This window comes from Serratia sp. ASV30 (assembly GCF_016428815.1).
In the GTDB taxonomy this organism is placed as follows: domain Bacteria; phylum Pseudomonadota; class Gammaproteobacteria; order Enterobacterales; family Enterobacteriaceae; genus Chania; species Chania fonticola_C.
Window position 1 is genome coordinate 52,972 of record NZ_JAELTL010000024.1, and the last position, 22,386, is coordinate 75,357.

Below are 22,386 nucleotides of genomic sequence, written 5' to 3' on the forward strand. Positions count from 1 at the left end.
GCCTGAGCGATTAGCTCATATATGGCGGCAATAACAGATTAGCCTTTGGCTAATATATTGAATCGTTTATACCCGCCGCCGGTTTAACTCGGCAGGTATAGCGGGATAATGACCGTAATTGGTCACTATCCCGGTACGACTTATTACAGAGTCTACGCTGACAGCTTATTTAACCCCCTCAAGATCTTCTCTGGGGTGAAATGCCATTCGCGCAGCCAAACGCCACAGGCATCGTGGATCGCCATGGCGATGGCCGGAGCCGCCCCGTTGACGCCAATCTCGGAGATCGACTTGGCTCCATACGGCCCCACCCGATCGTCGCTGGGCACCAGGAACGCCTGGAAGTCCAGCGGGATATCGCCAATCTTCGGCGCGCCATAGCTTTGCAGATCTCGGGTGATCGGCGAGCCTTGGCTATCATAGATAATCTCTTCCGTCATGCTGTGGCCGATGGCGCGCATTGAAGCCCCGTAGATTTGCCCCAGCGCCAGCTCCGGGTTAACCGGGGTGCCACAATCGAGCAAGGCATAGAACTTATCCAACCGGATCTCCCCGCTGCGCACGTTGACCGCCACTTCAGCAAAGTTGGCACCAAACGGGAAGGCAAAGTCAGAAGAAATATAGCTGGCGGTGGCCACCAGGGTGCCAAAGCCGGTTCCCGTCTCTGCCTTATGGGCAATCTGCGCGAACGTCACTTCGCCCTGTTTACCGCGCACCACGCCTGGAACCACCAGCGTGACATCGCTTTCTGGCTCACCCAGCATCTGCGCGCCGTGGAACAGGATTTTCTTCCTGAGATTTTCCGCCGCATTCTTCGCCGCATTGCCGGAGAAGCAGGTGCCGGAAGAGGCGTAGGCCCCTTTATCAAACAGGGCATGATCGGTGTCGCCAGAGATCACATGCACCTCGGAGAACGGGCAGCACAGCACCTCCGCCGCCAGTTTGCCCACCACCGTATCCAGCCCGGTACCGATGTCCGCCCCGCCGGAATGCACGATAAAGGTCCCGTCCGACTCCAACTTGATCATGCAGTTGGCCTGATCGATATCCGGAATACCGGATTTTTGCATGATAATGGCCACGCCACGACCAATCTGCCAGTCTCCCTGACCCACTTTCGGTGAGCTCCACTGGATCAGCTCACGCCCTTTACGCAAAATCGGCTCCAGCGCACAGCTGGCAGCACTTGGCACCGAAGTCGGCATTTTGCCTTCACCAATTGCCCCGAGGATTTTCAACTCTTGCCCTTCAACTACCCGGTTACGCTCAATGATATCCAGCGGATCCATCTGCAGTTTTTCCGCCATCTCCGCCAAGACCATAGTCAGTGCGAAGTTGCCTTTTGGCGCGCCATAACCCTGATAAGCCCCATTCGGACAGATGTTGCTGTAATAGGTGGTTACCTGGAAATTGACGTTATCGCAGGGATAGAGCGGCAACGACAGCGCCGGGCCATTGCTGGGCACCGTCAGCGCATGGTTGCCATAAGGGCCGGTATTGGCCAGGAAGTTCATGTCGATCGCCGTCAGGCGGCCGTCTTTTTTCGCCCCAATCTTCACCCGCACCTTGGCCACGTGGCGCGAGGTATTGCTGATGAACTCTTCTTCGCGGGTATAGTGGAAATAAACCGCACGGCCGGTCACGCAGGTAGCCCAGGCACATACCTCTTCCAACAGGATGTCCTGCTTGGAACCAAAGCCGCCGCCGACCCGCTCTTTGATCACGTGCACCTTATGCTGTTTGAGCCCGACGATCCTGGCAACCTGGCGGCGCAGGTGCCAAGGCACCTGGGTTGACGCATGGATCACCAACCGATCGCCATCCATGTAGGTGTAGCAGACGTGCATTTCCGCCGGGCACTGCTGCACCTGTTTGGATTCGTAGGTGCGCTCCAGCACCACGTCCGCCTCGGCAAAGCCTTGATCCACGTTTCCAATGCGCCCATGTACCGCGGCGGCAATATTACTGTGGGGCTTGGCACCAATCGGGAAGTTGATCGTCACATGTTCGGTACCACGCTGTGCGCTACCCTGGTTCTGCTCGGCCAAGTCATCCGGTACACCGTGAACGTAGACAATCGGCTCGTCGTGTACCAGCGGTGCTCCTTCCGCCATCGCCTCATCAATTGACATCACCGGTTTAAGCACCTGGTATTCGACGTCGATCAACGCCAGCGCAGCCAACGCAATCTCTTCGCTCTCGGCCACGACCGCCGCCACCCGGTCACCTACGTGCCGCAGTTTTTGGCCAAACATCCGGCGATCCAGCGGCGAAGGTTCTGGCGCGCTTTGCCCACCGGGGGTGTAATAAATATCTGGGCAATTGCGATAGGTGATCACATGCACCACCCCTGGCAACGCCTCGGCTTTGCTGACGTCCAGATGCGTGATCAAGGCATGAGGATGCGGGCTACGCAGCATCTTGATGATGCAGGCATTGCGGGCTACGCGGTCTTCCACATAGCAAGGCTTGGCCTGTACCATTTTCGCCGCGTCCACCTTAGGGCACAGCTTACCGACCACGTTCAGATCGCTGCGAAACTCAGGAGCGGCGAGCGACTGGAATTCGGGATCGTTGCGGCGAATCACCGCCAGAGCCACGACCTGATAGAACTGCTGATAACCGGCGTCACGACTGAACAAGCCCGACAGCGCATCGTCGATCTGCGCGCGTGTTGGCTCCTCGATGCGGGCCAACAGGTCCGTCAGGATCAGCGCTGCCGCCGCGTCGTTATAACCAGACTGGACTATCCCCACGTCAACCATCGCCTGCTGCACCAGGCTGAGCTGGTTCCAACTCCCCAGCGCTTCGGCCGTGGTCACCGCGCCATCATCCAACTGGGCGGCGATCAGCAACGAGGCATTGACCACCACGCCGTTAAACAGGATCGCGTCCGAACCGGCAAACCCGAAGCCGTCATCGCTATTGCGGACCGAATGCATGCCCAACTTGAACAGCAGTTGCTGGACGTTTTCGCCGGGTTGGCACTGCATCTCCTGCGGGATATCGTTAAGCGTAAAGCGAATATTCATCATGCTTTCTCCCCTGATGCCTGGCAATCCGCCAACAGGTCTGCCACCACCACACCGGTGATATAGCGCTTATAGGCGCGGCTGCCACAGATGTCATCTGGCGGAGATATCATCTGCGCCACTGCCTGTTCCAGCGCCGGGCCACTCAGGCCACTGTTCTCTGCATCACGCAGGCGGCCAGGTGCCACCACACCGCTCAGGGCGATACGAATTTTCGCCTGCGCATCGCGGGATACCGCCGCAGTCACCACCGGCAACCCCGCGGCTGAACGGGCAATTTTACGGGTAGCGCAGGTACGGTAAGGATCCGGCAGCACCACCGCCAGCAGTAATTCACTACCGCCGCACAGCGGATAGTCTTCCAGCGCCATCGTCTTGCCGCTGCCCACCACCACCTGGGCACTCAATGCCAGCAGCACCGGCAACAGCACCGAGTCTTTCGCCGCCGAAACGACTTCACCACCCAGCGTGGCCTGATTGCGAATATGGCGGGAATAGACAAACCCCAGCGCCTCACGCAGAGCCTGCGGGATAAGCTGGGTATCCATTAAACGTTGTAAGCTAATGGTGGCACCGATATGCAATGCCCCCTGCTGCCAGCTCACCTGATCCAGCCCCAGTTGCGATAGCGCGATGGCGATCTTTTGCCGTGTTTTAGTGGGTGTGGCGTTTAGTTTGCTGCCACCAGCGAAATAGACGGCATCCTGCTGGAACTGGCGTTTTAGCTCTAGCGCCTGCTGTACCGATCCTGGCCGATAGAATTGCTCAATCATATTGCACCCTCATCAATGTCAGCCGCCCCCGGTGTTCGCAGGGCGGCGACCGGTTTAATTCAAGGCATCCATTCGCTGCCACAGCTTGGCCGCTACCTTGCGCGCCTCTGCGTAGATCGGTTCCACATCGAACGGGAACTGGCGATCCTGATAGACCATGCGGCCTTCCACCATTACGCTGTTGACGCTGCCAGCCCCCATGCCGAAGGCCAGATGTCCGCCGATATTTTGCGCCGCCAGCGGCGTGGGTGACGGATAGTCGCAGATGGTCAGATCCGCTTTGTAACCGGCGGCCAGGCAACCGAAATGGGCACCAAAGTTGCGCGCCAGCAGTTGGTTACCGTTGGCCAGGAAGCGGGCGAAGCTATCTGGCCACAGCGGCCCACCCGCATCACGGTGTTTGAAGAAGGCAAACTTCATCTCTTCAAACATGTCTGAGCCGATACCATCGGTGCCGAGTGCCAGGTTGCGGTACTGCGCCAGTTGATGGTTATAGCTCACGTGGTTGTTCATATTGGAGCGGGCGTTGTGCACCAGGAAGGCATCCTGCTGGTTGATCAGCCCAATATCCGCCGCAGACAGATACAGACCGTGCGCGACCAACGTTTTTGACCCGATCAGGTCGTATTGCGCCAGGCGCTCGATCAGATCCTTGCCATATTTGTCGTGGCTGTGGGAAACGTCGTAGCTGTCCTCGGCGGCGTGGATATGCAGACCACGGCCGGTACTTTTAACCGCCGCTTGCAGCATCTCCAACCCGGCATCAGAAACCGTGAACGGTGCGTGAGCGCCAATATGCGCCTCCACCAGGTAAGGCTCCTTACCGGCTTTTTTGGCGACGTCGATCAACTGGGCAAAGGCAATATTCTCCTCCACGCCAGCCCGCAGCTCTCGCTCCCCGCCGTTACGATCGGTGGTCTCGAAACAGGTCATGCCGCGCAGACCGGTCTCGATAAAGCCTGCGCGCAGGGTTTTCAGCGAACCGGCGATAAAGTTGGGCGAAGCGTGGTGATCGATCACCGCCGTACAGCCGCTCTTGATGGCTTCCAGCGAGCAGATCAGGCCGCTGTAATACAGTGATTCCTCATCCAGCGCCCGATCCAGCCGCCACCACAGGTTCTTCAGCGTGGAGATAAAGTCCGGGCTTGGCGCAATGTTGGCCATAATCCCGCGCGATAACCCGGAGTAGAAATGATTGTGGGCACACACAATCCCTGGCATCACCCATTTGCCGTGCATATTGCGCACTTCGGCCTGGGGATATTTGGCCGCCAACCCTTGGCCCACCTCTTTGATCAACGCCCCTTCAATGGCGATATCGATACCTTGCTGTACGCTGGCGGGGTCGAGCTGCACGCCGGTTGCATTGGTTAATATCAGCATGATTACACCTCCACCTGGCCAAGGAGATAATGATGATGAGTGTGTACATGGCTGATAATGCGGCACATCTCCTCCAGCTCCGACGGCACTTGCTCAAGCTGGCCGTCACTATCGATCTGCAGTTGGTAAAGCTTACCGTTCTGCCGTACGCTGACCTGTGTGCCATCCACCAGGAACCCCGGATTAGTGCTGTTGGCAAAGTCCTGCGGCAGGCTGTAGATCGTCACCTTGTCTTTGTATGGCTTACCCTGCCACGGACAGAACTGGGCGCAGTTGCCGCATTCGTTGCAGTAAGCGTCCAGGTGCAGGGTCTGGAAACGATCCTGGAAGCCCGGTATGGCAATGGATACGTTGGCGCGGTTCGGGCAAACGTCGACGCATTTGCTGCACACGTAGTTACATTCCAGGCAGCGCTGGGCCTCTTGAGCCACGAAGGCTTCGCGCTCGGTTTTATCCACCAGCGCTACTGAAATAGTGCCTTTACGGCGATAGATTTCCGCCGGATCGACGTTCGACCAGTATTTATCGGCGTGATGGGTTTTGACGTTTTCCCGCGCCAGCACCGTTTCAGCGGCGTTGCGGGCGCTACCGATGGCAGCGACAATGGATGACGGGCCACGCTGCACGTCGCCAATCAGGAAGACATTAGGCCGGGTGGTTTCACCGGTGGCGGTGTTGACCTGCGGATAGCCTGCGTCATCCAGCGGTACGCCCAGCTTATGCAGCACCTCCTCATCAGCCTGCTCGCCAATGGCGGTGATCAAGGTATCCATCTGCAGCGTCAGGGTCTGTTCGGTGGCGACCGGGCGGCGGCGGCCCTTCTCGTCCGGCTCTCCCAGCGCCATCACTCTGGCCGTCAAGGTGCCGTTGGCATCAAAGTGTTCCGGGTTGGTGAGGAACATAAACTGCACGTTGTCCTCTACCGCCTCCTGATACTCTTCGCGGTAGGCTGGCATCTCATTGAGCGTGCGGCGGTACAGCACGGTGACGTCCTGCACGCCAGGCACTTTCAATGCGGCCCTGGCACAGTCCATTGCCGTGTTACCAGCACCGACCACGGCCACGTGTTTGCCCAGGTTCATGGGCTTACCGAGGTTGAAATCACGCAGGAACGGCAAGGATTTGTGGACGTTGCGGTTATTACCCGCCAGCTTCACGCCGCTGTTTTTATCGGTGCCGATGCCGATAAACACGTAGTCAAAGCCCTGCTGTTGCAGCTTGTCGACGGTCAGATCGGGATCGCAGCCATAGACCATCTTCACGCCGTGTGCGGCCACGAAGTCGATATCGTGCTCGATAAGCTCCGCCGGGATGCGGAACTGTGGAATGATGTTTTTCACCACCCCGCCCGCATTGGCCTCGCGCTCAAACAGCGTAACCTGATACCCGGCCCGCGCCAGGAAGTACCCAGCAGACAAGCCCGCCGGGCCAGCCCCCAAAATGGCAACCGGGCGTTTGCTGCCAGAGCCTGCCGGTTTATGCCAGCGGCGCTGATACTCATCCCAGCCCTTCTCCAACGCCACTTTTTTCAGTTCGCGGATGTTCAGCGCGCTGTCGTAATCAAGACGGGTGCAGTTGTACTGGCACTGGTGATCGCAGATATGCCCGGTAATGGCTGGCAAGGCGTTACGTTGATAAATCAGCTCCAACGCATCGGCATAGCGCTGTTCGCCCAGCAACCGGATATATTCCGGGATATCCTGTTTGATGGCGCAGGCGGTGACGCAAGGAGCCACGTAGCAGTCAATCATCGGCAGCGGGCCACCGGCGTCGATGCGATCCGTTGATTTCCAGTGTTTCTGGGTGTACTCCATGCTGACGGCCTTGTCTGCCAGCGCTTGCAGCTTATCGACATCGATGCGCGTCATCGGCCAGCTATCGGAAGCGTCCAGCTCTTGCATGCACTCCGTCAGGCGTAAATAGCCGCCGGGCTTGAGCAAATCGGTGGCCATGGTGATTGGCCGGATGCCGGTGTCAAAAATCTCGCGAACGTTAAACTTGCTTGCCCCGCCGGAATAGGAAATCGGCAGTTCCCCGTTGAATTCACGGGAGAGAACCGCCGCCACGTTGATGGAAAGCGGGAACAGCGCGCGCCCGGACATATACATCTCTTCGCCCGGCAAGGCGCCTTTATGGTTGATCGCCCCCAGGGTATTGGTCAGTTTGACCCCGAAGCCTAAATTCTGCTGTTTCCCCAAGGCGGTCAGGCGATGCAACATCGCAATCGCCTGCTCCAGTTTGAGATCGTGCTCGAAAGACTCTTCTTTCAGCCCGACATAATCAAACCCGCAGCCATCCAGAATGGAACGCACGCGCGGATAACCCAGCAGCGTCGGGTTTAATTTTACAAAGGTATTGAGCCGTTTTTCTGCCAGCATATAACGACAGATGGCTTCAATTTCATCTGGCGGGCAGCCGTGCATGGTCGAAAGGGTAATACCGCTGACCAATTGCGCGGGAATATGCTCTGGCAGCTGTGCCAATGCCCCGCGCTGGTCGGATAAAGCGAACTGGCTAATAAAGCCCTCGTCCTTAACCCATTCGGCAAGAATATGTTGATACTCGGCATATTTCGGGTGCAGTGCAGAGTCCATCATATTATGGATAAAGTCCTGCATCGGCGGCTGTTTAATCCCGTCGAGGTTATAGCCCACGCTCATGTTGAAGATGAAGGATTTACTTTCCCCCTTGGCCCGTGGATCAAACATCTGTTCCAACAGGTGCAGGGCAAACCAGGCTTTTAAATATTCATCATAGGCTTTGAGCAACGTGAACTCGGTCGACCATTCGGTGTTGAAGCATTCGTCTTCGGCATCGATACAGGGTTTTTCCAGCTCCAGCCGATCGAGGATCTGCACGGTTTTCAATTCGATAAAGCGCCCGCCGGTCAACCAGGAGACGATGATATTCTGCGCCAACTGAGTATGTGGGCCTGCGGCTGGGCCAAGCGGAGTTTCACAACTTTCGTTAAAGACGTTAATCCGCCGATCGTCATGTTTACGATAAAACTGCTTTTCTGGAATACCAAAAATAGACCGGCTCTCATGATATTCATCGAAAATCCGGGTTAACAGCGCCTTGAACGGAACGGGACGCATTAAATCTCCCATAGCTTTATCTCCTTGCGACGAAATGCCTGAATGATGAGTGAGTAAAAACCTGGGGGCGGTTTTTCACATCGGTTACGCATAACGCAGCAACAATCAGGCCAAATCTCCCCACGGGGTTGGGCAGCGGTTAAATTCGTGAGGCAGTTCTAATTGTTAATTTTATTTGTGAACGGGCTCACAATCGCAAGTGAGAATAAAAATCAGTGCCGGCAGTCGCTTAATCATCACGGTTACGCTAATAGAATCAATTATCAAAAAAACATCGCCAGCTATCACTTTGATACGGCCAGAAAACACTTCGGTTAAAAACGAGACCGCAATCGATAAAGTATGAATATTCGCTAAATATCGATTACATCAAGGTTGTTTGCTATTAAATCGGCACTCTATCCTAGGAAAACCGCCTATTGGTTATCGGTTAAATCACCGTAATTTCTCCCTCACCCCAACCCTCTCCCCAAGGAGAGGGAGCTGATGCAGTGTTGTGGTTAGTTTGGAGTAAATAGCGGCATTGATCGCCAAAAACACTGCAATACCAACGTGGCACGGACAGTCCCCTCGCCCTTTGGAATGGGATTTGATGCGGTGTTATATGCATGTTGAGAGCTTCGGCACGCCAAGGAAGACACCGCAATACCAACGTGGCACGGACAGTCCCCTCGCCCTTTGGAATAGGGATCTGATGCGGTGTTATATGCAGGTTCAGAGCTTCGGCACGCCAAGGAAGACACCGCAATACCAACGTGGCACGGGCAGTCCCCTCTCCCTGTGGGAGAGGGTTAGGGTGAGGGGCCGCTTTCTGACTCACAAGACAGGCTATTTATGACACCCAGCTTCAGAGAATTATTCAGTGAGGAATTTAACCGCCTCGATCGGGGCCAGCCGCTGCTGATCGCCCTGATTGGGGCCGGGGGGAAAACCAGCACCTTGCACTGGTTGGCGCAGGCCTTTTATCACCAGGGCAAGCGTGTGCTGTTCACTACCACCACCAAGATGTACCTGCCCACCGCTGCCAACTACCACCACCTGTTGATAGGCCAAACTCCCACCGCCAGCAGCACCCCGGCCATTACCGCCTGCTTCAGTCATTATCAACCGCAGGACAACAAGGTTATCGGGTTAACCGCCGAGCAAATCGATGAGATCAAACAGCGTGGAGCCTTCGACGTGATCCTGGTCGAAGCGGACGGCTCCCGAGGGTTACCCCTGAAAGCCCCGGCAAGGCATGAACCTTGCATCCCCTCCCGCAGTGATTGTGTTATCGCGCTAACCGGAGGCCAGGTGATCGATCGTCCCGCAGACCCACAGCAAATTCACCGTTGGGCGATTTTCTCAGCGCTGACGGGGGTCGGTGCCGGTGAAACACTGGATCACCGGGTATTCGACGCCCTGATCGCACACCCTGAAGGCATGTTCAAAGGTGCGCCCTCTCAGGCGCGACGGATCTGGCTGATCAATCAGGTTTCTCATTGTGATAATCAACCGGCTGCCCGCTGGCAACCGCTGCTGCGGCCAGAGCTGGCGCTCAGCGCCATCTGGTTTGGCGCAGTGCAGGAAACCCCGGCGATCCACCACGTGATACGGCGCTTAACACGATAATATTTCTGAGGTTATTGACGAGGTCATAATGAATATCTTCGCCGAAGCAGCACGTTTAGAAGAAGAAAACCGGCCCTTTGCGCTCGCCCAGATTATCGAAAGCCGTGGCTCTACACCGCGCCATTCAGGGCAGATGCTGGTGATGGCCGATGGTGACTGTATTGGCACTATCGGTGGCGGCATGATCGAACGCCTGGTGATCGAACAGGCAATTGCCGCCATTTCGGAGCGCAAGGCCAGGGTGTTTCATGGCCGTATGGCACGCACCGGGCAGGATGCGGTAGGCTCGGACTGTGGGGGGGCGATGTCGGTGTATATCGACGTGCATGGCCTGCGCCCGCGCCTGATATTGATTGGGGCCGGGCACGTCAACCGCGCCATCGCCAACGCCGCCAAGCCGCTCGGCTTTGATATTCACGTTGCCGATATCTACCCGGCCAGCCTCGACCCGGCGCTATTTCCGGTGGGCACCACTCTGGTTCATGGCGAGACCTTTCCGGCGGCCATCGACAAGATGAATATTGAGCCGGCCAACTTTGTGATCATCGCCACCAACAATCAGGATTGCGAGGCACTCAACGTGCTGATCGAGCAGCCGCTGTGCTATCTGGGATTGCTCGCCAGCCGCCGCAAGGTGCAAACCTTTACCCAACACTTGCGCCAGCGCGGCGTAGATGATGAGAAGCTTGCCAGGCTCCATGCCCCAATCGGCTACAACATCGGTGCAGAAACGCCGGAAGAAATCGCCATCAGCGTACTGGCGGAGTTGTTGCAGGTGCGCAACCAGTCCGCTGGCGGGCTGATGAAAAATGACATCCGCTTAACGCGCGACAAACTGGTGGTGATCCGTGGTGCGGGCGATATCGCCACCGGCGTGGCGCTGCGGCTGTACCATGCCGGTTTTCAGGTCATCATGCTGGACATTGCCCAACCGACCGCGATCCGCCGGACGGTGGCATTTGCTCAGGCGATGTTTGACGGTAAAACCTGCGTGGAGGGCGTCACCGCCTGCCTGGCCAACGACGTCAACGAAGCCTTCGACATCATCAACCGTGGCGAGATCCCGCTGCTGGTTGACCCAGAGACCCGCAGCCTGGAACAGCTCAAACCCCGTTTTCTGGTGGATGCCATCCTGGCCAAGCAAAACCTGGGCACCCACCGCAATATGGCACCGTTCACCGTGGCCCTCGGCCCTGGCTTCAACGCCGGGCAGGATTGCGATGCGGTGATCGAAACCAATCGCGGCCACGCGCTGGGCCGGGTGATTTATCATGGCTACACCCATCCCAATACCGGTATTCCCGGCAATATCGCTGGCCACACCACCCGCCGGGTGATCCGTGCACCAGCCGATGGCATCATGCAATGTCGCGTCGCTTTGGGGGATTTGGTGCAGGAGGGGGATGTGGTGGCTCACTGCGGCGAAGCACCGGTGATTGCGCCGCTTTCCGGTATGGTACGCGGTTTGCTGCATGATGGGCTGGAGGTTAAGACCGGCACTAAAATCGGTGATATCGATCCACGCGGCACGCTGGCGGATTACACCACGGTGTCAGATAAGGCGCGGGCAATCGCCGGGGCGGTGCTTGAAGCCATTATGAAACTTGGCCGCAGATAACGGCTGCTGACTCACAAGGGGCGCAAATGTACGCAGCATACAGCGCCCCTACAAGTGAGTCTGGTGTCTGTGATTAATGGCTAATCACCGTGCCGGTTTTGCCTTCAATGCCCTGCTGAGCCTTGCTCAGTACCGTGATTAACGCCTGACGCCCTGGCTTGGATTCGGCAAACGCCACCGCCGCCTCAACCTTCGGCAGCATTGAGCCTTTGGCAAAGTGCCCTTCTTCGATAAAGCGCTGGGCATCGGCAATGCTCAACTGCTCCAGCCATTGCTCATTCGGTTTGCCAAAGTTGATCGCCACCTTTTCCACCGCGGTGAGGATGATCAGCATATCGGCATCGATCATCTCTGCCAGTTTGGCACTGGCCCAGTCTTTATCGATCACCGCGCTGGCACCCCGCAGATGGTTACCCTCGCGGATCACTGGAATACCGCCGCCCCCCACGGTGATCACCACCTGCCCGGCCTCCATCATGGCGCGTACCGTTTCTTTCTCAACGATGTCGATCGGCTTGGGCGAGGCCACTACGCGGCGATAGCCACGGCCCGCATCTTCTACCATGTTGTAACCGTTCTTGGTCAGTTGGCTGGCTTCGGCCTTGGTAAAGAACGAGCCAATCGGCTTGGTTGGATTGAGGAACGCCGGATCGCTGCCGTTGACGATCACCTGGGTGATCAGCGTGGCTACCGGTTTGACGATATTGCGATCGAGCAACTCTTCAAGCAGGGCGTTTTGCAGATCGTAACCTATATACCCCTGGCTCAATGCGACGCACACCGACATCGGCAGCATCGGCGTATGGGCTTCACTTTTTGCCGCCGCCTCAAACGCCAGGTTGATCATTCCCACCTGAGGGCCATTGCCGTGGGTGACCACCACCTGATGTCCGTGCTCGATTAAATCGACAATTGCCCGCGCGGTGGTTTTGACCGCCTGCATCTGTTCCGCCAGGCCTTCACCCAATGCGTTACCGCCCAATGCCAGCACTATTTTCTTGTTCATTTTGATCCTTGTTGTTTAGTGAGGTGTTACCCCATTCTTGCCGCGATCTGGGCATTGAAAGGTCGACGACGCAAGAACTGCCCGTATCCCTGCCGCCCGGTAAATTCGCCATTACGAGCCACGATTTCGCCCCGGCACATCGTCAGCACCGGCGCGCCCTGGCACTGAAAACCTTCATAAGGGGAATAGTCCGCATTGTCATGAAGCCGAGCGTGGCTGATAACCGTGGATTGGCGCGGATCAAAGATCACCACGTCGGCATCTGCGCCGGGGTTTAGATTGCCTTTACGCGGCCACAGGCCGAACAACCGCGCCGGATTGCTGCTGGTGAGCGCCACAAAGCGTGAAGGGGAAATCCGCCCGCTCATCACCCCATGAGAGAACAGCAGCATCATGCGATTCTCGACCCCAGGCAGGCCGTTCGGGCAGCGGGTAAAATCCCCTGCCGCCATAGCTTGCCGTTGGTGATAAGGGAATGTGCAATGATCGGTGGCGACGGTATCGATAGAACCGTCGGCAATGCCTACCCACAGGCGATCTAACTCCCGCTGGTCACGCAGCGGTGGGCTGAGGATGTATTTCACCCCATCTTCACGCAGGTAACATTGTTCGTTGAGCAGCAGATATTGCGGGCAGGTTTCTACCCACACCGGTTGACGCTGTTGACGCGCAAGACGTAAATAATCCAGCCCCAAACCATTGGATAAATGGACGATGTACAGCGGCGCGTTGTCTGCCAGATGGGCCAGATTGATCATCCGGCCAATCGCTTCTGCCTCACATTCCAACGGACGGCTCAATGCGTGGTGGATCGGCGCTGTTTTACCCGCGGCCACCAGCGCAGCACGGCGCAGAGCTATCGCGGCATCGTTTTCTGGATGGACCGTAGTCAATGCCCCAACCTGCCGCAGTTGCCCCAAGGCCCGCAGCACGTCGGCATCATTGATCTTGTAGAGGTAAGTCAGATACAGCTTAAAGCTGCTGATCCCTTCGTCATGCACCATGCTGGCCATCTCTTCGAGAATGCCGTCGTCAATATGCTGGATCACGCCGTGAAAGCCGTAGTCGATCGCCGCATTGCCGGCCGCATACTGGTGGTAGACGTTGAGCTGGTGATGGAGATTGCAGCCCGCCGGGCCAAATCCCATATGATCGATAATGGTGGTAGTGCCGCCGCAGGCCGCCGCGCGGGTGCCGCTAAAAAAATCGTCACAGCTGCGGGCGATGCCGACATCAATATTGAAATGGGTATGGACATCGATGCCGCCGGGCATGACATAGCAGCCGGATGCATCGATAACTTCACACTGGCTATCGGCTTCGATCGCCGTGTCGCGCTGGCAGATCACTCCGTTTTCGATCAGCAAATCCTGAGAATACTGTCCGTCGCTATCAACCAGAATGCCGTTCTTAATCAATTGCTTCATTGCTGGCACTCCATAAAAAAATCCGGCAGATCGTGCCGGGTATTTCGCTGTGTGATGCTTGCTGGATGAGGTGCTATTTGGGCCCCTCACCCTAACCCTCTCCCACAGGGAGAGGGAACCGATCGAGCTACTACTTGTCACAGCACTCTGCTTTAAATCAAATAGTTACAGATTAACTCCTGGACCTGACAACATCACCGTGCCAGCGCCCTCTCCCGGTGGAGACCGATCAAGTTCGCTGATTTCTATGTGTAATACTTTTCCTCTTACACCCCACTTTCCGAAGCAGCACGGGCCAGCCGCACGCTCCGGACAGCTCCCTCTCCCTGTGGGAGAGGGTTGGGGTGAGGGGCCGCTTATTTCTCCAACTCTTCCAGGTAAGCCAAAGGCACGGCGGCATACATCGCCGCGCAGGTCACCAGGTGGTCTTTCCAGGTCTTCTCGTTCGGCGCGTGGGCTTCAGGCTCTTTGCCCGGGCCAAAACCGATCACCGGAATACCGTGACGCCCCATGATGGAGACCCCGTTGGTTGAGAAGGTCCACTTGTCCACCACCGGCTGCTTCTTGAACAGGCCCTGATAGGCTTTGCTCAGGGTTTTCACCGTGATGTGATCTTCTTCGACCTTCCAGGTTGGGAAGTAGCATTCGGTTGGGTACACCAGACCGGTGTAAGACGGACGGCTATAGTCATACATCGACACGACTGCCTTGGCCGCCTGCACCGCTGGCAACGCACGGATCTCGTCCAACGCCCCTTCCCAGGTTTCGCCCCAGGTCAGGCGGCGGTCGATGGATACCGCACAGCTGTCGGCTACCGCGCAGCGACTAGGTGAGGTGAAGAAAATCTCAGAAACGGTCAGCGTACCTTTGCCCAGGAAATCATCGTTGCCCAAGTTGCCGGACAGTTGTTGCAGCTCGTTGAGGATTGGGCCCATTTTGAAAATGGCGTTATCGCCACGCTCCGGTGCCGAGCCGTGGCAACTGATGCCTTGCACATCCACGCGGATTTCCATACGGCCACGCTGGCCGCGGTAGATCTGGCAGTCGGTTGGTTCGGTGCTGATCACGAACTCTGGGCGGATGTTGGATTGCTCAATAATGTACTGCCAGCACAGGCCGTCGCAGTCTTCTTCCTGCACGGTGCCGGTCACCAGCAACGTATACTGATCTTCCAGCCCCAGATCCTTGATGATTTTGCCCGCGTAAACCATGGAAGCCATGCCGCCTTCCTGATCCGATGCGCCACGGCCACCGATGATCTCGTCGTTTTCCATGCCTTGGTAAGGGTCAAAGGTCCAGTTCTTGATGTTGCCGATGCCGACGGTATCGATATGCGCGTCCATCGCGATCAGGTGTGGGCCGTGGCCGATATAGCCCAGAATGTTGCCCATCGGGTCAATCTCAACCTTGTCGAACCCGACCTTCTCCATCTCTTTCTTGATACACAGCACCACCAGCTTTTCGTCACAGCTTTCGCTCGGGATAGCGATCATGTCCCGCAGGAAGCTCGTCATCTCATCTTTGTATTGGTAGGCTTTCTCTAGCACCAATTCGAAAGGAATTTGCTTTGCCATTGTATTTTTTTCTCCAATTTTTTATTACCCCTCGCTACTGCGAGAGGTTGAGTAATCTGACGGTGGTGGTTAAACCGGATGCTTCCCTTCCCACACCACTTCGCGATAGTGCTTCACGTCGGTATCGCCTTCGGAGCTGATCAACAGCACTACCGACTGGCTATCCAGACCGAGTTTTTGCATCAGCTGCGCACGTTGCGGGCTGTGATGTACCGCAGCCAGCACGCCCAACCCCACGGCACCGGACTCGCCGGAGATAATGCGCGGGTCGTTACCTAGCGGATTACCCAACACCCGCATCCCTAACGCCGCCACGCTGTCCTGGCAGGAAATAAACTGTGTGGCGCAGTTACGCAGTAGCGGCCAGCCCAAGGGGTTAGGCTCACCACAGGCCAGACCGGCCATGATGGTGGCCATATCGCCGCCCACGTTGACGATTTCCCCCTTTACCCCGGAGCGATAAACGCAGTCGGCCAGCTCGGGCTCGACAATCACCGAATGCAGCTTATCCGCACCAAACACGTCGACCAGGTAGCCCAACACGCCCGCGGCCATCGCCCCAACACCGGCCTGTAACAGCACATGGGTTGGGCGCTCGATCTGCATCTGCCGCATCTGTTCGGCCGCTTCGTCTGCCAGCGTGGCGTAACCCTGCATGATCCAGGTTGGGATCTTGGTATAGCCTTCCCAGGCGGTGTCCTGCACCACCTGCCAGCCACGTTCCTGAGCCGTTTTCATGGTCAGGCGCACGGTATCGTCGTAGTTCATATCGGTGACGATGCACTCGGCACCCAGATTAAGAATGTGGTCCACCCTCTCCTGTGCCGAACCTTTGGGCATATACACCACCGCATGCTGGCCCAGCTGTTGCGCCGCCCAGGCGACACCCCTGCCATGGTTGCCGTCGGTGGTGGTGGCGAAGGTCATCTTCTCGGTCGCCATGGCTTTAAACTTTTCAAAAGAAAACGCATTGATATCAATCTGGTACTTTTCACACAGCAGCTGGGCAATGGCGTACGCACCGCCGAGCATCTTGAAGGCGTTTAAGCCAAAGCGTTTGGATTCGTCTTTGACCAGGATTTTCCGCACGCCAAACAGCTGAGCGAGATCGTCCAACGCGCATAACGGCGTTGGCTGATAACCCGCAATCTTTTTATGAAACTCGCGCGCTTTCTGCGCTTGCGCCTTAGAGAACAGAGGGGAGGTTTCGCCGTTAAAATAACGGTTATCCTCTATCGCCACTTTCAATGAAAAAACCGACATAACCGCTACCTCTTCTGGTCGCATTAATCTTCACCGTGCAGGGACACCGCCCGGTATCCCTGACCAGGTAAATTTATTTAATGCGTTTTTCTGCTTCTTTCAGTAATTGATCCAACACCAGGCCCGGGTTGGAGAATTTGCGCGCCATGATCATCGCCGCGATGATATAAGGCTTCCAACTGGCTTCCTTATAGGTGGCAATACGGTACTTCTCGAATACGCTGGCACAGACTTCCCCTTCACTGCAGGAAACGTCGGTGATATCCGCTGGCAGGCAGTGCATATAGAGCGCTTCGCCGCCTTTGGTCAGCTTCATCATCTCTTCGGTGCAGTGCCAGTTTTTGTAGTAGGCGTTTTGCGCCAGGCACTGTTGCTCCAGCGCCTTGAGGCCCGCGTGATCGTCGGCACGCAGCAGATCGGTACGCTGCTCCATGACCTTGTACGGCGCCCAGGATTTCGGATAAACGATGTCCGCCCCCTGGAAGGCTTCGGCCATCGAGGTCACCTGCTGGAAGCTGCCACCGGACGCGGCGGCGTTGTTCTTCGCCACTTCGATCACGTCTGGGATCAGGTCGTAACCTTCTGGATGGGCCAGCGTCACCTTCATGCCAAAGCGGGTCATCAGGCCAATGATGCCCTGCGGCACCGACAGCGGTTTGCCATAGCTGGGTGAATAGGCCCAGGTCATGGCGATCTTCTTGCCTTTCAGGTTTTCCAGGCTGCCGAAGTGCTCCTGCAACCACGCCAGATCCGCCATCGCCTGGGTTGGGTGATCGATATCGCACTGCAAGTTGACCAGTGCCGGGCGCTGTGGCAGCACACCCTTCTCGAACCCTTCATCCAGCGCGGCACCCACCTCACGCATGTAGGCGTTGCCTGCCCCCAGATACATGTCGTCACGGATACCGATGGCATCCGCACAGAAGGAGATCATATTGGCCGTTTCACGCACCGTCTCCCCATGGGCGATCTGCGATTTACCTTCATCCAGATCCTGCTGCGCCAACCCCAGCAGGTTGAGCGCCGAGGCATAAGAAAAACGGGTACGCGTGGAGTTATCACGGAAAATGGAGATGCCTAAGCCACTGTTGAAAATCTTGGTGGCAATGTTTTCTGAGCGCATGGTTTTCAGCGATTCCGCCAGCTTGAGCACCAGTTCCAGCTCGTCACGGCTCTGTTCCCACGTCAGCAAAAAGTCCTTTTGATGTAAATTGGACTTTAACGCGCTTATTTCCTTAATTAACTGGTTAACTGTTCTCATCTTTGCCCCTAAATAGAGAGTGTGGTGGTGATCCGTTAAAACAAGTGCCTAACCTCGGAATAACAAATACGCTTTTTTCAGCGTCTGACTACAGGACAATCAATAAGCGTGCCAACAAGGGGAAAGTTAAGCTACGCAACATAAAACTGCGGATTATTATGATGGTGATCACATAAAATGGGGTTTTAGCAGCGGTTAAAGTGAAATTTTTAGTCAGGCTATTGCCGAGGAGGGATAATTCCCTGCGGCGTAAACCTGCCATTTATAATTATCAAGCTTTCTCGCGACCCAAAATGATAGGAATTAGCGTGCAGTATCATTTTGATAATAAAATGTGATGCTAACAGCAGAATCTCTATTCTCTGTGGGATTAGCTTGATGACTATCAAATTATATCTGGCCGTAGTGTATTATCGTTTCTTTTTCAATGACGATAACGGGAGACGCGTGATGATAGCACCGGCCACTGCCCAGTCGGCTCTTATGCAGATCCAACCGACAATTTTGCGTTTTACCAAGATGCTCTCCAGCGTGTTGCTGCTGGAGGTAGAGATTGTCGATGCCAACCTGGTACGTGTGGCAGGCACTGGCCCGTATGGCAAACAATTTGGCATCAAGCTCGGCAGCAATTCCTGGTTGTTGAAATATGTACTTGATACTAAAAATGAAAAGATAGTCACCCACTCCCGTTATGACCCGGTGTGCGAAGGCTGCACCAGCAAAGATGAGTGCCAGGAAAAGGCCTTCCTCGGCATTCCTATCCTGTTCCAGGATACCTGCATCGGCGTGATCAGCCTGGTGGCTTTTACCCTGGAGCAGCAGCAAAGGTTGCGGGATAATCTGCAAGAGTTCTCGGGTTACGTGCGCAATATCTCCAACGTTTTCGTTTCTAACTTATTGGAGACACAAGGCAGCAGCGGTGGCTTAAATAAAGTGCTTTTCAGCCTGATTGAAAATATGGATCAGGGGGTGTTAATACTCAATGAAAAGAGCCAGGTGAAATTTGCCAATATGATGGCCTTAAAACAGCTCAATATGCCGCAGGAAAATATTATCGGCAAAACCTTTACTATTCGCGCCCTCACCTTCCAGCAAAATTACACCAGCGGACATCTGCAACATATTCTCTCCTTCGACGATAACCAGGAGATTATGATTGGCCAGCTACATCAGGTTCAGGACCATCAATTATTTTTAATGGCCTTCCATCAGTCACATTCCTCATTTAACGAAACTCTAGTCCTGCAAGACCCGCGCATTGAGCAATTGGCGGGGGAAAGCAAGCCGATGCGCCTGCTGAAGAGTTTAATTACCCGTATTGCCCCAAGCCCCTCCAGCGTATTGGTGGTTGGCGAAAGCGGCACCGGCAAAGAAGTGGTGGCGCGGGCGATCCACCGGCTGAGCAACCGTAGCGATAAACCCTTTATCGCCATTAACTGCGCCGCCATTCCTGATCAGCTGCTGGAGAGTGAACTGTTCGGTTACCTGAAGGGCGCATTTACCGGCGCTTCGGCCAATGGCAAGGTGGGGTTGATCCAGGCGGCCAATCAAGGGACGCTATTCCTGGATGAGATCGGTGATATGCCGCTAATGTTGCAGGCCAAGCTGCTGCGCACGGTGGAATCCCGTGAGGTGTTGCCGATCGGTTCCAGCAAGCCGATCCCGGTCGATATCCGCATTATCTCCGCCACCAACCAGAACCTGGAACAGTACATTGCCGAAGGCAAGTTCCGTGAAGACCTTTACTACCGCCTGAACGTTATCCCCATCACCCTGCCACCGCTGCGTGAGCGCGAAGGCGATATCGAACTGCTGGTGCACTACTTCCTCAGTTTGCACACCAAGCGGATCGGCATTATTTACCCCGGCATCTCGGCAGAGGTACTCGAGCTATTACGCCGACACCGCTGGCCAGGCAACGTGCGCGAACTGAGTAATTTGATGGAGTATCTGGTTAACGTGGTGCCGAGCGGTGAAATCATCGATACCTATCTGCTGCCGCCCAATCTGACCCGTGGGCAACATCTGGAGGCTCGCGCCAGCGTGCCTACGTATAAGGCCACAGAGAGTTGCGAAAACCACGATATGGCGGGGTTGGAGAGTATGGAGAAGCTGATGATTGAGGAGGCGCTGAGCCAACATGCTAACAAGAAGGTGGTGGCAGAGAAGCTGGGGATTGGTATCGCGACGCTGTATCGCAAGATAAAGAAGTATGAGTTGTCTTCTCATTGAGGGGGGAGATTAATTATGTGCCGGGCTGGCGCGTTTAGCTGGCTAGCCCTAGACTGTCCTTGTGTTCAGCTATCAATATCTCTTTTCAAGGCGTATTAGCGCTCTTATCTCAATCTGCTAAATACATCGCATTATTTTTGCTTCAAAAAACCTCAATTTACATATGAAAACAGCCAGACTCAATAAAACTACATATTGTAGTATTTACATCATATCGTAGTAAAATGTACGGTATGTTATGGTTGTCTTATGACATTCAGGAACCAAGACAACTATGGCGATCAGTAGCGAAGAACGTGATTTTTTCATTGCGTTGGGCAAACGCATTACCAGCCTGCGTAAAGAACGTACCATTACTCAGACCGAATTGGCTGAGCTGTTGGGCGTTTCTCAACAGACAGTGCAAGCATGGGAGGCTGGCCGCCGTCGTATCAAGGTGTCTTCACTCCCAGACGTAGCAAACATTTTTTCGGTTTCGCTAGAGGAATTGTTTGGAGCAACGACGGAGCCTTCCCTCCGCGAGAGTGTCCCGATTACGAAGTGGCAGCAACAGATAGAAGCGATTGCTAATTTGCCGCGGGAAAAACAGCAGATAATTTCAGAGATGTTAAGCGCAATGATTGCACAGGTGCGTAACTAACTGATAAGTAACGCGGCGATAACGGGTTGCAGCCCACTATCGCCGCTCACCACAAGCAACTAACCAGGAGTTGATTATGGCTAAGCACGATTCTAAGTCAGGCACCACCGTAAATAAAGTACCCAAGACAACACGCCATTACACCGTGGGCTATACGCCCAACCGAGGTATCAAGAAGCCTGCGCCACAGCTGATTATCAAGGGTTATTGGCTGGAAGAACTGGGGTTTTTAACCGGCCAGTCGGTCACGGTAAATGTTGAACAGGGAAGATTGATTATTCAGGCGGAGGGCAATGTATGAACGGAACTCATTGTATACAGGCAACCACTGGTGGATATATTCCTGAGCTGATTATCGATGGTGAGGATATTATCAAGGCGGGGTTTGTGGCGGGTGCTGTATTTAAGATAGAGCCGTATCGGGATGGGTTGGTAATAACGTTGGTTTCTAATGAGGGAGAGATTGAGCGGTTATTATTGGAGGTGGATGCTCACCCCCATATCGGCGTGGACTGGGTACGGGATAACGGTGAGCTGTATCTGGCGGGGGACTGGCTGACGCCGTGCGGCCTGACCGGGCAACCGCTGGCGATCAGCGTGATGCCCGGCAAGGTGGTGATTCGGGTTCAGCAGGAGAATCCGCTGTCTCGATGATAATAAAAAATCGGGAAGATCTTAATTAGACTTCCCCGAATATCCTCACTCAAAATATACATTATAAAACGTATATTTAATTTTTTATGAACCATATAATCTGGAGAAATCTGTCACTTATACTTTGCACGGCACTCTTAACAATAATAAAGATAATTATTAATTTTCCTTGTCGATTAAAAAAATACACTGAATCCATCTTGTTAAAATTACTGCCCCCAAAAAGTTTATCAATGCCATTTTCGAATTCATATATACCACTGCACTGACATTCCATCGAGAAATTAAAATAAGCCTGATCCTATAAGATAGATTTCACCGTTACTCTCTGAATTCTATAGTCGCTGAAGAAGGTAAGAATTCGACGCTTAAGATCGGATTTTTTCCATTTATCATCGTGCTATCAGTTATCAGCAACTCAGGTTCACTCTCTAGCTCACCATAAATAACCGCACCACTATCACCACTTAGTGCTGAAGAACCATAAAATATAATCAATCATTTTTGCTTATATCATTTTAAATTACTTATAGAGTGCAACAATCATCAGTTTATTACACAAACCAAATTACAATAAAAAACCATATAAAAGCAAAATTAAATGACCACTTATAAATTAAATAAATATGAATCCTATGTTTTATTGCGAATTTCAACGGATTTTTATTTAAGTTGGCAACGTTATTTTATTCATAAAATGAGAATACCCTTTCAAACATCAAAGTCAAAACTGATACTGTCTCTTATACACATCTAAAAGAGGGGGGGGGGGGGGGGGGGGGGGGGGGGGGGGGGGGGGGGGGGGGGGGGGGGG

At 54.8% G+C, this 22,386-nt stretch carries 15 protein-coding genes; 6 read left to right on the forward strand and 9 right to left on the reverse strand.

What is annotated here, in order from left to right:
• Positions 1-152: 152 nt before the first annotated feature.
• Genes JHD74_RS12880 through ygfK form a run of 4 tightly spaced genes read right to left on the reverse strand, consistent with a single transcriptional unit; the run spans position 153 to position 8,298 of the window.
• Positions 153-3,032, reverse strand: a complete 2,880-nt coding sequence (locus JHD74_RS12880) for a molybdopterin-dependent oxidoreductase Mo/Fe-S-binding subunit (protein WP_199062837.1) — start codon at positions 3,030-3,032, stop codon at positions 153-155.
• Complete coding sequence (gene ygfM / locus JHD74_RS12885) at positions 3,032-3,805, reverse strand: molybdopterin-dependent oxidoreductase FAD-binding subunit (protein ID WP_098931630.1); 774 nt, start codon at positions 3,803-3,805, stop codon at positions 3,032-3,034. Before ygfM ends, JHD74_RS12880 begins: the two co-directional genes overlap by 1 nt.
• A 54-nt stretch (positions 3,806-3,859) precedes the next feature.
• Positions 3,860-5,188 carry a putative aminohydrolase SsnA gene (gene ssnA, locus JHD74_RS12890; protein WP_199062826.1) on the reverse strand — a complete coding sequence of 443 codons (1,329 nt, stop codon included), beginning with the start codon at positions 5,186-5,188 and terminating at the stop codon, positions 3,860-3,862.
• Positions 5,189-5,190: 2 nt separating this feature from the next.
• Positions 5,191-8,298, reverse strand: a complete 3,108-nt coding sequence (gene ygfK / locus JHD74_RS12895; protein ID WP_199062827.1) for a putative selenate reductase subunit YgfK — start codon at positions 8,296-8,298, stop codon at positions 5,191-5,193.
• An 822-nt stretch (positions 8,299-9,120) separates the two neighbouring features.
• Here ygfK and yqeC point away from each other — a divergent pair.
• Positions 9,121-9,897, forward strand: a complete 777-nt coding sequence (yqeC, locus tag JHD74_RS12900; RefSeq protein ID WP_199062828.1) for a selenium cofactor biosynthesis protein YqeC — start codon at positions 9,121-9,123, stop codon at positions 9,895-9,897.
• Between the two features lie 28 nt (positions 9,898-9,925).
• On the forward strand, positions 9,926-11,515 hold the full coding sequence (gene yqeB, locus JHD74_RS12905) for a selenium-dependent molybdenum cofactor biosynthesis protein YqeB (protein WP_199062829.1): 1,590 nt from the start codon (positions 9,926-9,928) through the stop codon (positions 11,513-11,515).
• 73 nt (positions 11,516-11,588) lie between these two features.
• Here the strand turns inward: yqeB and arcC are convergent, their stop codons facing one another.
• From arcC to ygeW, 5 genes are all read right to left on the reverse strand, one after another.
• Entirely contained in the window at positions 11,589-12,521 is a 933-nt protein-coding gene (gene arcC / locus JHD74_RS12910; RefSeq protein ID WP_199062830.1) for a carbamate kinase, read from the reverse strand.
• A gap of 26 nt (positions 12,522-12,547) precedes the next feature.
• Positions 12,548-13,948 carry a dihydropyrimidinase gene (hydA, locus tag JHD74_RS12915; protein ID WP_199062831.1) on the reverse strand — a complete coding sequence of 467 codons (1,401 nt, stop codon included), beginning with the start codon at positions 13,946-13,948 and terminating at the stop codon, positions 12,548-12,550.
• A 356-nt stretch (positions 13,949-14,304) separates the two neighbouring features.
• Positions 14,305-15,522, reverse strand: coding sequence for a YgeY family selenium metabolism-linked hydrolase (locus JHD74_RS12920; protein ID WP_199062832.1), 1,218 nt, complete (start codon positions 15,520-15,522; stop codon positions 14,305-14,307).
• A gap of 69 nt (positions 15,523-15,591) precedes the next feature.
• Positions 15,592-16,785: a diaminopropionate ammonia-lyase gene (gene dpaL / locus JHD74_RS12925; RefSeq protein ID WP_024529728.1), complete on the reverse strand. Its 1,194-nt coding sequence runs from the start codon at positions 16,783-16,785 to the stop codon at positions 15,592-15,594.
• A gap of 73 nt (positions 16,786-16,858) precedes the next feature.
• A complete protein-coding gene (gene ygeW, locus JHD74_RS12930) occupies positions 16,859-18,046 on the reverse strand; it encodes a knotted carbamoyltransferase YgeW (RefSeq protein ID WP_024529727.1) in 1,188 nt (395 codons plus the stop codon).
• A gap of 483 nt (positions 18,047-18,529) precedes the next feature.
• Here ygeW and JHD74_RS12935 point away from each other — a divergent pair, with 483 nt between their 5' ends.
• The 4 genes from JHD74_RS12935 to JHD74_RS12950 all read left to right on the forward strand — a co-directional run bounded on the left by JHD74_RS12935 (position 18,530) and on the right by JHD74_RS12950 (position 21,572).
• Positions 18,530-20,278, forward strand: a complete 1,749-nt coding sequence (locus JHD74_RS12935; protein ID WP_186578881.1) for a sigma-54-dependent Fis family transcriptional regulator — start codon at positions 18,530-18,532, stop codon at positions 20,276-20,278.
• 274 nt (positions 20,279-20,552) lie between these two features.
• Positions 20,553-20,918, forward strand: coding sequence for a helix-turn-helix domain-containing protein (locus JHD74_RS12940; protein ID WP_199062833.1), 366 nt, complete (start codon positions 20,553-20,555; stop codon positions 20,916-20,918).
• A 76-nt stretch (positions 20,919-20,994) separates the two neighbouring features.
• Positions 20,995-21,219, forward strand: coding sequence for a SymE family type I addiction module toxin (locus JHD74_RS12945; RefSeq protein WP_199062834.1), 225 nt, complete (start codon positions 20,995-20,997; stop codon positions 21,217-21,219).
• Positions 21,216-21,572 carry a SymE family type I addiction module toxin gene (locus JHD74_RS12950; RefSeq protein WP_199062835.1) on the forward strand — a complete coding sequence of 119 codons (357 nt, stop codon included), beginning with the start codon at positions 21,216-21,218 and terminating at the stop codon, positions 21,570-21,572. The genes JHD74_RS12945 and JHD74_RS12950 overlap by 4 nt, the downstream gene beginning before the upstream one ends.
• Positions 21,573-22,386 lie beyond the last annotated feature (814 nt).

Excerpts from the sequence above, each read along its gene's own strand:
- JHD74_RS12945 (WP_199062834.1), top strand. The coding sequence starts at position 20,995 with ATGGCTAAGCACGATTCTAAGTCAGGCACCACCGTAAATAAAGTACCC.
- ygeW (WP_024529727.1), bottom strand. The coding sequence starts at position 18,046 with ATGAGAACAGTTAACCAGTTAATTAAGGAAATAAGCGCGTTAAAGTCC.
- hydA (WP_199062831.1), bottom strand. The coding sequence starts at position 13,948 with ATGAAGCAATTGATTAAGAACGGCATTCTGGTTGATAGCGACGGACAG.
- JHD74_RS12920 (WP_199062832.1), bottom strand. The coding sequence starts at position 15,522 with ATGGCAAAGCAAATTCCTTTCGAATTGGTGCTAGAGAAAGCCTACCAA.
- JHD74_RS12880 (WP_199062837.1), bottom strand. The coding sequence starts at position 3,032 with ATGAATATTCGCTTTACGCTTAACGATATCCCGCAGGAGATGCAGTGC.
- ygfK (WP_199062827.1), bottom strand. The coding sequence starts at position 8,298 with ATGGGAGATTTAATGCGTCCCGTTCCGTTCAAGGCGCTGTTAACCCGG.
- ssnA (WP_199062826.1), bottom strand. The coding sequence starts at position 5,188 with ATGCTGATATTAACCAATGCAACCGGCGTGCAGCTCGACCCCGCCAGC.
- yqeC (WP_199062828.1), top strand. The coding sequence starts at position 9,121 with ATGACACCCAGCTTCAGAGAATTATTCAGTGAGGAATTTAACCGCCTC.
- arcC (WP_199062830.1), bottom strand. The coding sequence starts at position 12,521 with ATGAACAAGAAAATAGTGCTGGCATTGGGCGGTAACGCATTGGGTGAA.
- yqeB (WP_199062829.1), top strand. The coding sequence starts at position 9,926 with ATGAATATCTTCGCCGAAGCAGCACGTTTAGAAGAAGAAAACCGGCCC.
- JHD74_RS12935 (WP_186578881.1), top strand. The coding sequence starts at position 18,530 with ATGCAGATCCAACCGACAATTTTGCGTTTTACCAAGATGCTCTCCAGC.
- JHD74_RS12950 (WP_199062835.1), top strand. The coding sequence starts at position 21,216 with ATGAACGGAACTCATTGTATACAGGCAACCACTGGTGGATATATTCCT.
- ygfM (WP_098931630.1), bottom strand. The coding sequence starts at position 3,805 with ATGATTGAGCAATTCTATCGGCCAGGATCGGTACAGCAGGCGCTAGAG.
- dpaL (WP_024529728.1), bottom strand. The coding sequence starts at position 16,785 with ATGTCGGTTTTTTCATTGAAAGTGGCGATAGAGGATAACCGTTATTTT.
- JHD74_RS12940 (WP_199062833.1), top strand. The coding sequence starts at position 20,553 with ATGGCGATCAGTAGCGAAGAACGTGATTTTTTCATTGCGTTGGGCAAA.